Annotated in this window: 16 protein-coding genes; 12 read left to right on the top strand and 4 right to left on the bottom strand. The window is 66.0% G+C overall.

What is annotated here, in order from left to right; genetic code table 11:
* Positions 1 to 5: 5 nt before the first annotated feature.
* From B5X78_RS16610 to flgA, 4 genes are all read right to left on the bottom strand, one after another.
* The gene (locus tag B5X78_RS16610) at positions 6 to 1,163 is read right to left on the bottom strand and encodes an ATP-binding protein (RefSeq protein ID WP_079725842.1); all 1,158 of its coding nucleotides are present in this window, start codon (positions 1,161 to 1,163) and stop codon (positions 6 to 8) included.
* Between the two features lie 190 nt (positions 1,164 to 1,353).
* A complete protein-coding gene (locus B5X78_RS16605; RefSeq protein ID WP_079725840.1) occupies positions 1,354 to 1,701 on the bottom strand; it encodes a flagellar protein FlgN in 348 nt (115 codons plus the stop codon).
* A complete protein-coding gene (flgM, locus tag B5X78_RS16600; protein WP_079725838.1) occupies positions 1,701 to 2,006 on the bottom strand; it encodes a flagellar biosynthesis anti-sigma factor FlgM in 306 nt (101 codons plus the stop codon). The genes B5X78_RS16605 and flgM overlap by 1 nt, the downstream gene beginning before the upstream one ends.
* A 164-nt stretch (positions 2,007 to 2,170) precedes the next feature.
* A complete protein-coding gene (flgA, locus tag B5X78_RS16595; RefSeq protein WP_079726245.1) occupies positions 2,171 to 2,815 on the bottom strand; it encodes a flagellar basal body P-ring formation chaperone FlgA in 645 nt (214 codons plus the stop codon).
* Positions 2,816 to 3,068: 253 nt separating this feature from the next.
* On the opposite strand from flgA, the gene B5X78_RS16590 reads away from it, so the two are divergent.
* The 12 genes from B5X78_RS16590 (at position 3,069) to flgL (ending at position 14,815) form a co-directional block, all read left to right on the top strand.
* The gene (locus tag B5X78_RS16590; RefSeq protein ID WP_079725836.1) at positions 3,069 to 4,019 is read left to right on the top strand and encodes a chemotaxis protein; all 951 of its coding nucleotides are present in this window, start codon (positions 3,069 to 3,071) and stop codon (positions 4,017 to 4,019) included.
* Positions 4,020 to 4,271: 252 nt separating this feature from the next.
* Positions 4,272 to 4,664 carry a flagellar basal body rod protein FlgB gene (gene flgB, locus B5X78_RS16585; RefSeq protein WP_079725835.1) on the top strand — a complete coding sequence of 131 codons (393 nt, stop codon included), beginning with the start codon at positions 4,272 to 4,274 and terminating at the stop codon, positions 4,662 to 4,664.
* Between the two features lie 3 nt (positions 4,665 to 4,667).
* Positions 4,668 to 5,075, top strand: coding sequence for a flagellar basal body rod protein FlgC (gene flgC / locus B5X78_RS16580; protein WP_079725833.1), 408 nt, complete (start codon positions 4,668 to 4,670; stop codon positions 5,073 to 5,075).
* Positions 5,076 to 5,109: 34 nt separating this feature from the next.
* On the top strand, positions 5,110 to 5,787 hold the full coding sequence (locus tag B5X78_RS16575) for a flagellar hook capping FlgD N-terminal domain-containing protein (protein WP_079725831.1): 678 nt from the start codon (positions 5,110 to 5,112) through the stop codon (positions 5,785 to 5,787).
* Between the two features lie 32 nt (positions 5,788 to 5,819).
* A complete protein-coding gene (gene flgE / locus B5X78_RS16570; RefSeq protein ID WP_079725829.1) occupies positions 5,820 to 7,040 on the top strand; it encodes a flagellar hook protein FlgE in 1,221 nt (406 codons plus the stop codon).
* A gap of 18 nt (positions 7,041 to 7,058) precedes the next feature.
* Positions 7,059 to 7,808 carry a flagellar basal body rod protein FlgF gene (locus B5X78_RS16565; protein ID WP_079725827.1) on the top strand — a complete coding sequence of 250 codons (750 nt, stop codon included), beginning with the start codon at positions 7,059 to 7,061 and terminating at the stop codon, positions 7,806 to 7,808.
* A gap of 126 nt (positions 7,809 to 7,934) precedes the next feature.
* A complete protein-coding gene (gene flgG, locus B5X78_RS16560; RefSeq protein ID WP_079725825.1) occupies positions 7,935 to 8,720 on the top strand; it encodes a flagellar basal-body rod protein FlgG in 786 nt (261 codons plus the stop codon).
* Positions 8,721 to 8,731: 11 nt separating this feature from the next.
* A complete protein-coding gene (gene flgH / locus B5X78_RS16555) occupies positions 8,732 to 9,430 on the top strand; it encodes a flagellar basal body L-ring protein FlgH (RefSeq protein WP_079725823.1) in 699 nt (232 codons plus the stop codon).
* Positions 9,431 to 9,570: 140 nt separating this feature from the next.
* Positions 9,571 to 10,647 carry a flagellar basal body P-ring protein FlgI gene (locus B5X78_RS16550; RefSeq protein ID WP_229730785.1) on the top strand — a complete coding sequence of 359 codons (1,077 nt, stop codon included), beginning with the start codon at positions 9,571 to 9,573 and terminating at the stop codon, positions 10,645 to 10,647.
* Positions 10,647 to 11,720 carry a flagellar assembly peptidoglycan hydrolase FlgJ gene (flgJ, locus tag B5X78_RS16545; RefSeq protein WP_079725821.1) on the top strand — a complete coding sequence of 358 codons (1,074 nt, stop codon included), beginning with the start codon at positions 10,647 to 10,649 and terminating at the stop codon, positions 11,718 to 11,720. The genes B5X78_RS16550 and flgJ overlap by 1 nt, the downstream gene beginning before the upstream one ends.
* A gap of 15 nt (positions 11,721 to 11,735) precedes the next feature.
* A complete protein-coding gene (flgK, locus tag B5X78_RS16540; protein WP_079725819.1) occupies positions 11,736 to 13,619 on the top strand; it encodes a flagellar hook-associated protein FlgK in 1,884 nt (627 codons plus the stop codon).
* Positions 13,616 to 14,815, top strand: coding sequence for a flagellar hook-associated protein FlgL (gene flgL, locus B5X78_RS16535; RefSeq protein WP_079725817.1), 1,200 nt, complete (start codon positions 13,616 to 13,618; stop codon positions 14,813 to 14,815). The genes flgK and flgL overlap by 4 nt, the downstream gene beginning before the upstream one ends.
* Positions 14,816 to 14,821: the final 6 nt, after the last annotated feature.

Below are 14,821 nucleotides of genomic sequence, written 5' to 3'. Positions count from 1 at the left end.
AGCGGCTACTGTTCCTTCGCAGGCTGCCGCACCGGCAAGGTAATGCGGAACACCGAGCCCTCGCCCATCACGCTGCTGACCTCGATGCGGCCGTTGTGCTTTTTCACGATGCCGTAGGAAATCGACAGGCCCAGGCCGGTGCCGCTGCCGACCGGCTTGGTGGTGAAGAACGGGTCGAAGATGTTCTGCAGGATGTTCTCGGGAATGCCGCTGCCGGTGTCGGCGATTTCAATCCACACTTCTTCGCCGCTCAGACCCGTGCTGACGGTGATGTGCCCGCGCTCTTCGATGGCGTGGCCGGCATTGAGCAGGATGTTCATGAACACCTGGTTGAGCTCGGACGGCAGGCACTGCACCAGCGGCAGCTTGCCGTACTGCTTTTCCAGGGTGATCTTGTACTTGAGCTCGTTCCAGATGATGTTGATGGTGGAATCCAGGCCGTGATGCAGATCGGCCAGCTTCCACGAGTCATCGCGCCCGGAATACGAAAAGTCCTTCAGGCTGCGCACGATCTGGGTGACCCGCTCGATGCCCTCGCGCGACTCGGCCATCAGCTGCGGCAGGTCGCTGGAGATGAAGTCGATGTCGAAGCGCGAACGCATGTCGTCGATTTCCGGCAGCAGCGCCTTGGGATCCGGTGCGCGCAGGGAACGCTCGTACATTTCAATCAGCGCGAACAGGCTGTGCAGGTATTCCTGCAGGGATCCCAGGTTGGAATGCACATAGCCGATGGGATTGTTGATTTCGTGGGCGACGCCAGCCGCCAGCTGGCCAATCGAAGCCATCTTTTCCGACTGCACCAGTTGCTCCTGGGTGCCGGCCAGGCGAATCAGCGTCTGCCGCAGCTGCGCATGCCGGCGCTGCAATTCCTGCTGGCGCGCATGGCCTTCGCTGATGTCGTGGAAAAGCGCGAGCAGGTAGCCCTCATCGGCGGCGGCATGGTGGTGGTACACGCGCAACTGCAGGATGCGGCCATCCTCGAATGCCAGTTCCCCACTCCAGCGTCCGGTGGCGCGCGCGGCACGGCGGGCCTCGGCTGGCACCAGCGCGAGCAGGGCATGCAGCGCGGCGGTTTCGTTGGCGACCTTGATCAGTGCAAGCGCCGAAGCGTTGGCATGCAGCGGGCGATCTTCGCCGCGACACAGCAATACGCCGTCATCCATGAGCTCGCTGAGCGCCTGGATGTCGACGAAGGAAGGGGTATCTCCGCTGCCGCGGGTGGCGCTGGGTGAACTCACTGGAACAGCCTGGATCCGGATGCGACGTACAGGCTTGCCAGTATCGGCATGCAACTTACCCGGGGCAAGCGCAGCCCAGGCTTTGCAGGAGGAGCTGCAGATCCCACCTACAGATTCACACCACGCCGAGCGGGCGGCTGCGGTTGATGGTGTCGGTCTGGCCGTTGGCGTCGTAGGCGCCGCTGCTTTCGCTGCGGCCCAGGTGACGCAGGGCCCAATTCACTTCGCGGCGGCGGCGTGACAACAGCGCGCCGTTGGCCTGGTTGGCTTCGGACAGTTCGCGCAGGCGGGCATCGAAGGAGGCATCGGCGCCGGGCGCGCGGGCTTCGAGCTGGCGCAGGGTGGCCAGCTTGGCCTGGGTGGAACGCATCAGCGCCTCGACATCATGGTCGAGGATGGCGCGGCGTTCCTCGGCCAGTGCCGCGCCCAGCGTGTCCAGCAGATCGTCCATGGGCGCGGGCATCAGCCGAGCTGACGTTCCAGGCTCAACATGCCATCGGCGATCGCCTCGGCATTGATTTTGTAGGTGCCGGCCTGGAGCGCGTCGCGCACGCTCTGCACACGCGCCGTGTCCACCGCCGAAGCCGAGGACAGTTCGCGCTGCAGGGCCTGCAGGCTGGTGGCCTCACCGGTCAGCTTGAGGCTGTCGCCACCGGCGCTGGCCTCGACGGGACGCGAACGTTCGGCGCCGGATGCCGCCACCTTGCCACCGATGGGACCGGTGCTGCGGATGGCAGAAGGCACGTTGCCTTCGATTTTCTGGCTCATTTCGGTCTACCTGTTGCGGGTTCAAAGGGGTTATCGGCCGTCACCGCAGGAACTTTAGTGACGGATTGCACAAAATCTGACTGACGTGGCAGCACGAACCAATCCCTTGCTCGTTCGGTATCGGCCGCCCTGGCAAGGACTTTAGCGGCCGGGCGGATTTTTTTTCAGCGGGTCACCCAGACGTCGCCGCCCGGACCCACCACGCCCTGCACCACCCTGCGCGAGGACGCGTTTTCCACGGTCACCCGTTCGTTCTCGCCGGCATCGGCCAGCGCCTTGCCGGTGACGCGCACTTCCACGCCGCCCCGGCGCGAGACCAGGGCGACGGTGTCGCCACGACGAATCAGCCGCGGCGCTACCAGATCATTGGACGACAGCACCGAGCCCGGCGTGAGCATCCGCCGCGCCACCTGCCCCACGGCCTGGGCCGGGTCGCTCAGCGCCGCGCCGTTGATACGGCCGGCGTCGCGGGTTTCGGCGACAAAGGCATCGGCGGTGATGGCTTGGCCCGGGGCAATGCCACGGCTGAGCACCAGCACGGTCTGGCTGCGCCGCACCTTGACCGGCACGAACAAACGCCAACCCTGCGGGCAGCTCACTTCCACCGAACTGGCGTTCTGCACACTGGCCTGCAACGCGGACCCGCACTTCGGCATGCGCAGGTTGGCGTCCAGCGTGGCCTGCGCCTGTCCCGACGATGCCAGCGCCCCCTCGGCCGCCGCACGGATGCTGTCCACCGATTGGAACTCGGTGGCGTAAGCGGCCAGCGAGGCCAGCAGCAAGGCGGGCATAAACAGGAATCGGCGCATGGCAAACGGGGCAATCGAAAGGCGCATGGCGGTGCTCTGGCGGATCATCGCGGCAGAGCGTGCAAGCCGCGTGCCTAAGTTGAATGTGCGCTTCCCGCCGTGCATGGGAACCATGAGGGCGGACGCTGCTTTTGGCCCCCTCCCGTTGCGGAGGCAGGTTGCGCTCTTGGCCCCCTCCCCCGTTTACGGGGGAGGGAGCAGTCCGCGAGTGCCCGATTACTAAAGCACCGCCCGTCCACGCCGATAAGGCTGCATGACCCAGGATCTGCTCAACCGAATCGACCAGCGCACGCGCCTGGCCGGCCACAATCGTTTGGCCCTGCTGCTGTTCCGGCTGGGCGGGCGCCAGCTTTTTGGCGTCAATGTCTTCAAGGTGCAGGAGGTGCTGCGGCGGCCGCCGTTGTTCCAGCTGCCCGGCCTGCCCGGTGAGTTCGCCGGCGCGGCCGATGTGCGCGGGCGTTCGATTCCGGTGCTGGACCTGGGCCTGAGCATCCGCCATCCCGAGCGCGACCCGGACCCGAAGAACGCGCCCAACTACCTGGTGGTGACCGAATTCAACCGCTCGGTGCAGGGGTTCCTGGTCAGCGACGTCGAGCGCATCGTCAACATCGCGGTGGAGGACATCCACCCGCCGCCGGAACTGGGCGCCGAAGCCAGTTATCTCACCGCAGTCACGCGTTTCCAGGGCGAATTGATCCAGGTGATCGACGTGGAAAGCGTGCTGGCCGACATCTCCAACGCGCGCATGGACGCCCCGCTGGCGCCGGAAATGGCGCTGCCTGCCGACGCCCCGCCCCTGCAGGTGCTGGTGGTGGATGACTCACGCGTGGCCCGCTCGCAGATCCGCAGCGTGCTGGACCAGCTGGGGGTCAGCGCTACGCTGCTCTCCGACGGCAAGCAGGCGCTGGAACACCTCTTGCAGATCCACGCCAGCGGCGAAAATCCGGCGGATCGCTATGCCATGGTCATCTCCGACATCGAAATGCCGGCCATGGACGGCTACACCCTGACGACGGAAATCCGTCGCCATGCCGGTCTGGCCGGCCTGTACGTGCTGCTGCACACCTCCTTGTCCGGCGTTTTCAACAACGCCATGGTCGAACGGGTGGGCGCCAACGCCTTCGTGGCCAAGTACAGCCCGCATGAGCTGGCGGATTACGTGCTCAACCGCCTCCGCCATGTGGTGGCCGCCAAGGCGGCGTAAGGCTTCAGTCCCCTCTCCCTCCGGGAGAGACCATATTTGCCCCCTCTCCCTCCGGGAGAGACCATCTTTGCTCCCTCTCCCTCCGGGAGTGGGTTGGGGTGAGGGTACGGCGAAGTCGTGGGCGATCCGACGCCACGGACTCCGCCGTACCCCCATCCGCCCTGCGGGCACCTTCCCCCGACGGGGGAAGGAAACAGTGCCATTGGCATACGTCTTGCACCTCCCCTGGCAACGGTCCCACCGGAGCCAGCGATGTCTTCCAACCCGATTGCCAACTACTTCGGCGTGCATGCCGCGGCGCTGCCGCTGCGCGAGCAGCGCATGCAGCTCATCGCCAGCAACCTGAGCAATGCCGACACGCCCGGCTACAAGGCCAAGGACCTGGAGTTCACCGCCGCGCTGCAGAATGCCGCCGCCGCCGCGCAGGGCCCGCTGCAGACCAGTGACGCCCGCCACAACAACGGCCTGAACCTGGGCCCGCAGATCTACGACCGCGCCGGCGTGCAGCCGAGCCTGGACGGCAACACCGTGGATGCCGACACCGAACGCGCCGCCTACGGCCGTGCCGCGCTGGAATACCGCGCCTCGCTCAGTTTCATCGAATCCAAGGTGCGCACCATGCTCACCGCCATCACCGGTCAATAAGCCATGAGCAACCTGCCCATCTTCGATGTCGCCGGGTCCGCGCTGCAGGCGCAGTCGGTGCGTTTGAACACCATCGCCAGCAACCTGTCCAACGCCGACTCCATCGCCTCCTCGCCCGAGGCCGTGTACAAGCCGATCGAGCCGATCTTCCAGGCCAAGCCGCTGAACGCCGACGGCTCGCTGACCTCGGTGCAGGTGAAGGAAATCACCCAGAGCGAAGCGCCACCGATCAAGCGGTACGAGCCCGGCCATCCGATGGCCGACAAGGATGGCTACGTGTATGCCCCGGATGTCGACCCGGTCGCGCAGATGGTCAACCTCATTTCCGCCTCGCGCGGCTACCAGGCCGGCGTGGAGGTGTTGAACACCGCCAAGGAACTGGCCCTGGCCACGCTGACGATGGGCCGCTGACGCGCCCGCCCCCTGACCAAGAACGAGCACACCCATGACCACCGTCAACGGCGATCCCTTTGCCGCCATCAACGGCAGCAGCACCGGCACCGCAGCGACCAAGAAGAAGGACACGCTGGGGCAGGCCGAGTTCATGAAATTGATGACCGAACAGCTCAAGCATCAGGATCCGCTCAAGCCGCAGTCCAATGCCGAGTTCATTGGCCAGATGGCGCAGATGTCGACCGTGCAGGGCATCGCCGATCTCAACACCACCATGACCGGCTTCACCTCCGCGCTCACCGGCGATCAAGTGCTCAAGGGCGCCTCGCTGGTCGGCCACGACGTGCTGGTGCCGTCGGAAAAGATTGCCATCGGCGCCACTGGCGGCGCCTCCGGCATCGTGATGGCGCCCAGTGCCGGCAAGGTCAAGTTCGAGATCACCGATGACAGCGGCGTGGTCGTCGACACCATCGAAATCGACGCCGAAAAAGGCGAAGCCGCGTTCCAGTGGGATGGCCTGAAGGAGAACGGTGATCGCGTCGCCGCCGGCGCCTACTCGATCAAGGCCGTGCACACCGACAGCTCGGGCAAGACCAGCGCCCTCAATACCTACGTCGACTCCAAGGTCGACAGCGTGACCATCGGTTCCGATGGCCTGTACCTCAACCTGCCCGGTCTGGGCACCGCCCCGCTCGACTACGTGCTGCGCATCGGCAAGTCGACCACTTAATCAACGATCCGGCATCCGCCCAGGAGTCCACCATGGCTTTCAACAGTTCGCTCTCCGGCATGAAGGCGGCCAACGCCGATCTGAATGTCACCTCGCACAACATCTCCAACGTCGGCACCACCGGTTTCAAGGAATCGCGTGCGGAGTTCGCCGAGGTGTTCTCCAGCACCGGCTACGGCCTGCTCAAGAACGGCATCGGCGCCGGCGTGCGCCTGACCGGCGTGGCCCAGCAGTTCTCGCAGGGCGACATCAACCAGACCGGCCGTTACCTGGACCTGGCGGTGGATCGCGAAGGCTTTTTCACCGTCAACAACAACGGCACCAATGTCTACACCCGCGCCGGCAATTTCCAGCGCGATCCCAACGGCTACGTGACCACGCCGGATGGCATGCGCCTGCAGGTGTTCCCGCCGCGTCCGGACGCCAGCGGTTTCGACACCGGCCGCCTGGTCGATCTGCAGCTGCTCACCAGCGACAGCCCGCCCTCGCCCACTTCGGTGGTCAACCTGGGCGTGACCCTGCCCGGCAATGCCGCGCAGCCGACCATCACGCCGTTCAGTTCGGCCGATGGCAACAGCTACAACGAGACCACCTCGGTGACCGTGTACGACTCGCTCGGCGTGGCCCACCAGCAGTCGGTGTATTACGTGAAGACCGCCAACCCCAACGAATGGCAGGCCCACGTGTATGTGGATGGCACTTCGATGGGTGCGCCGACCACCGTGCAGTTCGACAACAACGGCGCACTCACCGCGCCGGTCAACGGCCGCATCACCCTGGCCCCGTTCACCCCGACCACCGGCGCCGGCGTGTTGAACATGACCCTGGACATCACCGGCACCAAGCAGTACGGCGAAGCGTTCGCCAAGAACGATCAGCGCCAGGACGGCTACGCCAGCGGCAAGCTCAACGAGTTCACCGTCTCGCCGGAAGGCGTGGTCTACGCGCGCTACTCCAACGGCGTGGATCGTGCGATTGGCCAGGTGGCGCTGGCCAACTTCGCCAATCCGCAGGGCCTGGTCTCGCAGGGCAACAACACCTGGACCCACAGCTATGCCTCCGGCGAGCCGCGCGTCGGCGCACCGGGCACGTCGGACTTCGGCCAGGTGGCCTCGGGTTCGCTGGAAGCATCCACGGTCGATCTGACCGAGCAGCTGGTCAACATGATCGTGGCCCAGCGCAACTTCCAGGCCAACTCGCAGATGCTGAGCACGCAGGATCAGATCACCCAGACGGTCATCAACATCCGCTGATAAGTAGGAATCACCGCCATGGACAAAGCCCTTTACGTTGCGATGACCGGCGCCCGCGCTTCCCTGCAGGCGCAGGGCACGGTGGCGCACAACCTGGCCAACGTGGACACCAAGGGCTTCAAGGCGGCGCTGGCCGGTACGGAAGCCTTCAAGATCCAGGGGCCGGGGTTTCCCTCGCGCGTGGACGCCACGCTGATCGATCCCGGCTTCGACGCACGCGCCGGTTCGCAGATGGTGACCGGCCGCTCGCTCGATGTGTCCCTGCAGCCCGGCCGCTGGTTGGCGGTGCAGGCCGCCGACGGCGGCACCGCCTACACGCGCAACGGCGAGCTGAGCGTCACCCCGAATGGCCAGCTGGTCACCGCCGGTGGCCAGGCCGTGCTCGACGAAAACGGCAACCCCATCGCCATCCCGCCGGCACAGTCGCTGGACGTGGGCGCCGACGGCACCATCTCGATCATCCCGCAGGGCGAAGGCCCGCAGACGATGGCGATGGTGGGCCGGATGCGCGTGGTCGACGTGCCCTCCTCCCAGCTCAAGCGCGGCGGCGACGGCCTGATGCGCCCGGTGGACCCGCAGAACCAACCCGCGATGGCGCAGGGCAACAGCCTGACCACCGGCGTGCTCGAAGGCAGCAACGTGGATGCCGCCGGCGCGCTGGTGCAGATGATCCAGCTGCAGCGCCAGTTCGAAATGCAGGTCAAGGTCATCCGCACGGGCGATGACATGGCGCAGTCCTCGAACCAGTTGCTGCGCCTGGGCGGCTAAGACCTCGCCAGGATTCTGTCGCCCTGCCCCACTGGCCGCGCCGACATTCCGCCTCCCGATTCGGCACAGGACTTGCTTTAGTCCAGGAGAACGTCCCTTTCTCCCAAAACGCCAAAGAGGCCACACATGAACCAAGCACTCTGGGTCGCCAAGACCGGACTGGACGCGCAGCAGACGCGCATGTCCGTGGTCTCCAATAACCTGGCGAACACCAACACCACCGCCTTCAAGCGCGACCGCGCCAGCTTCGAGGACCTGCTGTACCAGCAGATCCGCCAGCCGGGCGGTTCCACCTCGCAGCAGACGCAGTTGCCATCCGGCCTGCAGCTCGGCACCGGCGTACGCGTGGTCGCCACCTCCAAGGATTTCCAGCAGGGCAATCCGCAGCAGACCGGCCGCTCGCTGGACGTGATGGTCAACGGCCGCGGCTTTTTTGAAGTGATGCTGCCCGACGGCACCTCCGCCTACACCCGCGACGGCTCGTTCCAGATCAACGCCCAGGGCGAACTGGTCACCAACAGCGGCTACCCGGTGCAGCCGGGCATCCAGGTGCCGGAAGGCGCGCAGTCGATGACCATCGGCAACGACGGCACCATCAGCGTGACCATGGCCGGCGAAGCCGCCGCGGTGGAAATCGGTTCGCTCACCGTCACCGACTTCGTCAATCCCTCGGGCCTGCAGGCCAAGGGCGAAAACCTGTACGTCGAAACCACCGCCTCCGGCCCCGCACAGAACGGCACGCCCGGCCTGAATGGCCTGGGTTCGCTGGTGCAGGGTTCGCTGGAAGGCTCCAACGTCAACGTGGTGGAAGAGCTGGTCAGCATGATCGAAACCCAGCGCGCCTACGAAATGAACGCCAAGGCCATCTCCACCACCGACTCCATGCTCGGCTACTTGAACAACAACGTCTAAAGGCGATTGCCATGACCCGCTCCTTCCCTTCCTCCGCACGGATTGCGTCCCTGGCCTGCGCCGTACTCGCCATGACCGGTTGCAGCCGTTCCTTTGGCGACGTGCGTCCGTACGCGCCGATGCAGCCGGTGCAGGTGGTGATGGCGCCGGTGGCCACGCCCAGCAGCGGCGCGATCTACCGCGCCGGCCCGGGCCTGAATCTCTACAGTGATCGGCGCGCGCGCGACGTCGGCGATCTGCTGACCATCAACCTGGTGGAGAACACCACCGCGCAGACCAGCGCCACCACCCAGGTCGACAAGACCAGTGAAGTGACGATGGCCGCACCCAACATCGCCGGCGCACCGCTGACCTACAACGGCCGCGATCTGCTGAGCGCTTCGGTCAAGGGCGATCGCGGCTTCAACGGCAACGGCAAGTCCGCGCAGAGCAACCGCCTGCAGGGCAGCCTGACCGTGACCGTGATCCAGCGCCTGCCCAACGGCAACCTGGTGGTCCAGGGCCAGAAGAACATGCGCCTGAACCAGGGCGATGAGCTGGTGCAGATCCAGGGCATCGTGCGGCCGGCCGACATCTCTCCGGACAACACCATCTCCAGCGGCAAGATCGCCGAAGCGCAGATCGCCTACGGCGGTCGCGGCGCCATCGCGCAATCGAACTCGATGGGCTGGCTGGGCCGGTTCTTCAACTCGCCTGTCTACCCGAACTGAGGACTGCCGACATGCCTTGGGTCAAGACACGCGTGCGCCTGAAGAAGGTCAAGACGAAAAGCGCCGAGCGCGGCATGTCGCCGCGCAACCGCGACGCCGCCACGATCTTCGGATTGCTGGCCTGGGTGACGCTGGTGCTGATGATGGTGATCCCCGCCGCACGTGCCGAACGCATCAAGGATCTGGCGCAGGTCGGCGGCGTGCGCAGCAATCCGCTGGTGGGCTACGGCCTGGTGGTGGGACTGGATGGCACCGGTGACCGCACCAGCCAGGCGCCTTTCACCGTGCAAAGCTTGAAGAACCTGCTGGGCGAGCTGGGCGTCAACGTGCCGGCCAACGTCAATCCGCAGTTGAAGAACGTGGCGGCGGTGGCGATCCATGCCGACCTGCCCGCCTTCGCCAAGCCCGGCCAACCGATCGACATCACCGTGTCCTCGATTGGCAATTCCACCTCGTTGCGTGGCGGCAGCCTGCTGATGGCGCCGCTGCGTGGCGCCGACGGCGAGGTGTACGCCATCGCCCAGGGCAACCTGGTGGTCGGCGGCTTCGGCGCACAGGGTCGCGACGGTTCCAAGGTCTCGGTCAACGTGCCCAGCGTCGGTCGCATTCCCAATGGCGCCATCGTCGAACGCGCGGTGCCCAATGCGATGGGCGAAGACGCCGGCGGCAACATCACTCTCAACCTGCACCAGGCCGACTTCACCACGGTTTCGCGGATGGTCGACGCCCTGCAGGCGCGCTTCGGCAACGGCAGCGCCGCGGCGGTGGATGCGGTTACCGTGGTCGTGCGTGCGCCGCAGGATCCCGGCAGCCGGGTGATGTTCATGGCCCAGGTGGAAAACCTCGAACTCAATCCCGGCAGCGCCGCCGCCAAGATCGTGGTCAATGCCCGCACCGGCACGGTGGTGATTGGTTCCAACGTCACCGTGATGCCGGCCGCCGTCACCCATGGCTCGCTGACCGTGACCATCACCGAATCGGCCGAGGTCAGCCAACCCAACAGCTTCACCCGCGGTGGCCAGGCCGTCGTCGTGCCGCAGTCCACCGTCACGGTGAACCAGGAAGGCAACCGCATGTTCAAGTTCGAAGGCGGCACCTCGCTGGATGAAATCGTCCGCGCCGTCAACGAAGTCGGCGCCGCGCCCGGCGATCTGATCGCCATCCTGGAAGCGCTGAAGCAAGCCGGTGCGCTGCGGGCGGAACTGGAAATCATCTGATGAACGTCCTGCAGCCTGCGCTGGCGCTGAAACCCACGACCGATGCGAAGGCCGACAACGCGCGCATCCACGAGGTGTCGCGCAAGCTGGAAGGACAATTCGCGCAGATGCTGATCAAGTGCATGCGCGATGCCAGCTTTGGCGACTCGCTGTTTCCCGGCGAGAACCAGACCTTCCGCGACATGTACGACCAGCAGATGGCCACGGCGCTGACCCAGGGCAAAGGCCTCGGCCTGGCGCCGATGATCGCGCGCCAGCTCGGCGCCACCGATTCGGGTAAATCGACCACGCCGGTCAACACCGCGCTCTCGCAATACCGCCAGCTGATGCCGCAGGGTGCCTCGCAGATGCTGGACGTGATTGCCGGGCGTGAGCCGGGCGGCAGCAACAGCGAAGCCAGCGGCCTTGCGAACCTGGATTGGGCCAGCCTCACCCCGCCCACCGCGCAGGATGCCTGCGATGAAGTCGAACAGGTGGCCAGCGCGGATCCGTCCAAGTACGCCAGGAACACGCCCGAACGCTTCGTCGCCGAAATCTGGGGCCACGCGCAGAGCGCGGCCAGGGAACTGGGCGTGGATCCGCGTGCGCTGGTCGCCCAGGCCGCGCTGGAAACCGGCTGGGGCAAGCGCGGCATCCAGCGCAATGACGGTGGCAGCGCCCACAATCTGTTCGGCATCAAGGCCACCGGCTGGAAGGGCGATCGCGCCACCACCGGCACCCACGAATACGTCAACGGCGTGCGCGTCAACGAGACCGCCGACTTCCGCGCCTATTCCTCGCCGGCCGAGAGCTTTGCCGACTACGTGCGCCTGTTGAAGAACAATCCGCGCTACCAGCAGGCACTCAAGGCCGGCCGCGATATCCATGGCTTTGCCAAGGGCCTGCAGCAGGCCGGTTACGCCACTGATCCCGGTTACGCCAAAAAGATTGCCTCGATCGCCAACGGCCCCACCCTGGGCAAGGTGATCAGCGGCATCGGTTCCACCGTGGGCACGGCCGTGGCCGGCCCGGCCGGTGGCGCCATCGGCAATACCCTGGGCCAGGCATTGGCCGATCGCTTCCTGCGTCGCTGAAGGAACTGAACCCGCATGTCCAACCTCCTCGCCACCGGTAGCAGCGCCCTCCTCGCCTTCCAGCGGGCGTTGTCCACGGTCAGCCACAACGTCGCCAACATCAACACGCCGGGCTATTCGCGCCAGCGCGCGGAGTTTGCCGCGCGCGAAGGTTCCAACTACGGCTATGGCCACGTGGGCTCGGGCGTCAGCGTGGTCGACATCCACCGCATGGCCGACTCGCTGGCCACCTCGCGCCTGCTCGACAGCACCGGCGAATTGAACCGACTGCAGCAGTTGTCGGTCTCCAGCAGTCGCCTGGACAGCATGTTCTCGGACAAGGCCACCGGCATTTCCGCGCCGTGGTCGGCGTTCTTCGATTCGGTCAGCGGCCTGTCCTCCAGCGCGGCGGGCGCCGCGGATCGCCAGAGCGTGCTGGCCCAGGCCAACGCGCTGGTGACCCGCTTCAACCAGATGGACCAGCAGCTGGACAAGCTGGACGGCGAGGTCAACAGCGGCCTCACCGCCAACGTCAGCGAAGTGAACCGGCTGACCAAGGAAATCGCCGCCATCAACGGCCGCATCGGCAACAACGCGGCCAATGCCTCGGGCGATCTGCTCGACCGTCGTGACCAGCTGATCAGCGAACTGGTCGGCTACACCGGCGGCACCGCCATCCAGCAGGACGGCGGCCAGATGAATGTGTTCACTGCCGGCGGCCAGCCGCTGGTGGTGGGCACCGCGTACAGCTCGCTGGTGACCGTGGCCGATCCCTATCGTCCGGAACGCCTGCAGGTGGCGCTGGAAACCAACGGCCAGCGCGTCACCCTGGACAAGCGCGCGATGGGTGGCCAGATCGGCGGCCTGATGGAATTCCGCAGCAACGTGCTGGATCCGGCGATTGCCGAACTCGGTCGCGTGGCGATGTCGCTGGCCGAGACTTTCAACAGCCAGCATCGCGCCGGCATGGATCAGTACGGGCAGATGGGTGCGGACTTCTACACCGCACCGCAGCCGACGATTTCGCACAACGCCGCCAACACCGGCAACGCCGTGCTGACGCCGACGCTGGGCGATCTGTCCGCGCTCAATGCCAGCAACGTGGTGCTGCGTTTCGATGGCACCAACTGGGTCGGCAACGATCCCAACACCGGCGCCAGCGTCGCCGTGACCGGCACCGGCACCGCCGCCGACCCGCTGGTGGTCAACGGCGTGGAACTGGTGCTGTCCAGTGACACGCCGGCCACCAATGATCGCTTCCTGTTGCAGCCCACCGCAGGCGCGGCCGGTACGATCAAGGTGGCCATCAGCGACCCCGGTCGCGTCGCGGCTGCCACCCCGGTCAAGGGCAACACCGCACTGACCAATAGCGGCACCGGCAAGCTCGGCACGGTCAGCGTGAGCGATGCCAGCAACGCCGACCTGCTCACGCCTTCGACCATCGCCTTCACCGGCCCCAACACCTACACCGTCGACGGCGCCGGTCCTTACACGTATACGCCGGGGCAGACGATCACCGCCAATGGCTGGAGCGTTACCCTGGACGGCGCGCCCGCTGCCGGCGACAGCTTCAGCGTGGGGCCCACCGGCGCCAACAGCAGCGACAACGGCAATGCCAAGCTGCTCGCCAACCTGGATGACCTGCGCGCGCTCAACGGCGGCACGCTCACCCTCAACGGCGCGATTTCCGGGCTGACCACCACCATCGGTTCGGCCGCGCGCCAGGCCGATTACGCGGCCGAAGCGCAGCAGGTGATCCAGGACCAGGTGCAGGCCGCGCGCGACAGCATTTCCGGCGTCAACCTGGATGAGGAAGCCGCTGACCTGATGCGCCTGCAACAGGCCTACCAGGCGGCGTCGCAGATCATCGCCACCGCCGACACCCTGTTCCAATCCCTCCTCAATGCGACCGGCCGATGAACAATCGCATCTCCACCGGCATGATGTACCAGCAGTCGATCAGCACGATGTTGGCCAAGCAGGCCAAGCTGGCGCACACCCAGCAGCAGCTCGCCACCGGCCAGAAGCTGATCACCGCCAAGGACGATCCGGTCGCCGCCGGCAACGCGGTCGGACTGGACCGCACCCTGGCCGAACTCGAACGTTTCACTGCCAACGCCACCAATGTGCAGAATCGCCTGGGCCTGCAGGAAAACGCGCTCACCCAGGTCGGCAGCGCGATGGCGCGCGTGCACGAACTGACCGTACAGGCCAACAACTCCGCGCTCGGCGATGACAGCCGCAAGGCCATCAGCAGCGAACTGCAGGCCATCTACCAGGGCCTGCTGGATCTCGCCAACAGCACCGACGGCAGCGGCCGTTATCTGTTTGGCGGCACCGCCGACGGCAGCCCGCCGTTCGCGCTGTCCGGCAGCGGCGTCATCTACAGCGGCGATCAGACCCAGCGGCAAGTGGAAGTGGCGCCGGACACCTATGTCTCCGACACCCTGCCCGGCTCGGAAGTCTTCCTGCGCCTGCGCACCGGCGATGGCCGCATCGACGGCGCCGCCGCGACCGGCAACACCGGCACCGGCCTGCTGATGGACTTCAGCGTCACCGACTCGTCCACCTACAACGGCGCCAGCTACCGCGTCGCCTTCACCGGTCCGAATACCTACGACATCTACGACGGCGGCCCCACCCCGATCGCCAGCGGCACCTACACCAAGGGCCAGAGCATCTCGGTGGGCGGCGTGCAGATGAAAATCGACGGCCAGCCCAATGCCGGCGACGAGTTCAACCTCGGCCCCTCGGGTTCACGCGATATCTTCGGCACCTTGCAGAACCTGATTGGCGCGCTCAACAGCAATCCCACCACCGATGCGCAACGCGCGGCCATGCAGAACCAGTTGCAGGCCTCGATGCGCGACGTCGCCACGGCGCAGGGCAAGATGATTGATGCACGCGCCAGCGGCGGCGCGCAGCTTATGGCGCTGGACAACGCCGCGGACCTGCGCGAAGCCAACTCGGTCACGTTGAAAAGCACATTGAGCAATCTGCGTGATCTGGACTGGGCCGAGGCCATTGGCCGCTTCAACCTGGAGAACACCGCGCTGTCCGCCGCGCAGAATGTGTTCATGCAGATGCAGCAGCTGAGTCTGTTCAAGATGATGTAAGCAGCA

Source organism: Pseudoxanthomonas indica (assembly GCF_900167565.1).
In the GTDB taxonomy this organism is placed as follows: domain Bacteria; phylum Pseudomonadota; class Gammaproteobacteria; order Xanthomonadales; family Xanthomonadaceae; genus Pseudoxanthomonas_A; species Pseudoxanthomonas_A indica.
The sequence above is the reverse complement of the archived record's forward strand: the minus strand, read 5'-3'. Positions and strand labels throughout refer to the sequence as shown.

What these genes read in the sequence shown, in the direction of transcription:
- B5X78_RS16610 (WP_079725842.1), bottom strand. Translation starts at nt 1,163, where the DNA reads ATGGATGACGGCGTATTGCTGTGTCGCGGCGAAGATCGCCCGCTGCAT.
- B5X78_RS16605 (WP_079725840.1), bottom strand. Translation starts at nt 1,701, where the DNA reads ATGCCCGCGCCCATGGACGATCTGCTGGACACGCTGGGCGCGGCACTG.
- flgM (WP_079725838.1), bottom strand. Translation starts at nt 2,006, where the DNA reads ATGAGCCAGAAAATCGAAGGCAACGTGCCTTCTGCCATCCGCAGCACC.
- flgA (WP_079726245.1), bottom strand. Translation starts at nt 2,815, where the DNA reads ATGCGCCGATTCCTGTTTATGCCCGCCTTGCTGCTGGCCTCGCTGGCC.
- B5X78_RS16590 (WP_079725836.1), top strand. Translation starts at nt 3,069, where the DNA reads ATGACCCAGGATCTGCTCAACCGAATCGACCAGCGCACGCGCCTGGCC.
- flgB (WP_079725835.1), top strand. Translation starts at nt 4,272, where the DNA reads ATGTCTTCCAACCCGATTGCCAACTACTTCGGCGTGCATGCCGCGGCG.
- flgC (WP_079725833.1), top strand. Translation starts at nt 4,668, where the DNA reads ATGAGCAACCTGCCCATCTTCGATGTCGCCGGGTCCGCGCTGCAGGCG.
- B5X78_RS16575 (WP_079725831.1), top strand. Translation starts at nt 5,110, where the DNA reads ATGACCACCGTCAACGGCGATCCCTTTGCCGCCATCAACGGCAGCAGC.
- flgE (WP_079725829.1), top strand. Translation starts at nt 5,820, where the DNA reads ATGGCTTTCAACAGTTCGCTCTCCGGCATGAAGGCGGCCAACGCCGAT.
- B5X78_RS16565 (WP_079725827.1), top strand. Translation starts at nt 7,059, where the DNA reads ATGGACAAAGCCCTTTACGTTGCGATGACCGGCGCCCGCGCTTCCCTG.
- flgG (WP_079725825.1), top strand. Translation starts at nt 7,935, where the DNA reads ATGAACCAAGCACTCTGGGTCGCCAAGACCGGACTGGACGCGCAGCAG.
- flgH (WP_079725823.1), top strand. Translation starts at nt 8,732, where the DNA reads ATGACCCGCTCCTTCCCTTCCTCCGCACGGATTGCGTCCCTGGCCTGC.
- B5X78_RS16550 (WP_229730785.1), top strand. Translation starts at nt 9,571, where the DNA reads ATGATGGTGATCCCCGCCGCACGTGCCGAACGCATCAAGGATCTGGCG.
- flgJ (WP_079725821.1), top strand. Translation starts at nt 10,647, where the DNA reads ATGAACGTCCTGCAGCCTGCGCTGGCGCTGAAACCCACGACCGATGCG.
- flgK (WP_079725819.1), top strand. Translation starts at nt 11,736, where the DNA reads ATGTCCAACCTCCTCGCCACCGGTAGCAGCGCCCTCCTCGCCTTCCAG.
- flgL (WP_079725817.1), top strand. Translation starts at nt 13,616, where the DNA reads ATGAACAATCGCATCTCCACCGGCATGATGTACCAGCAGTCGATCAGC.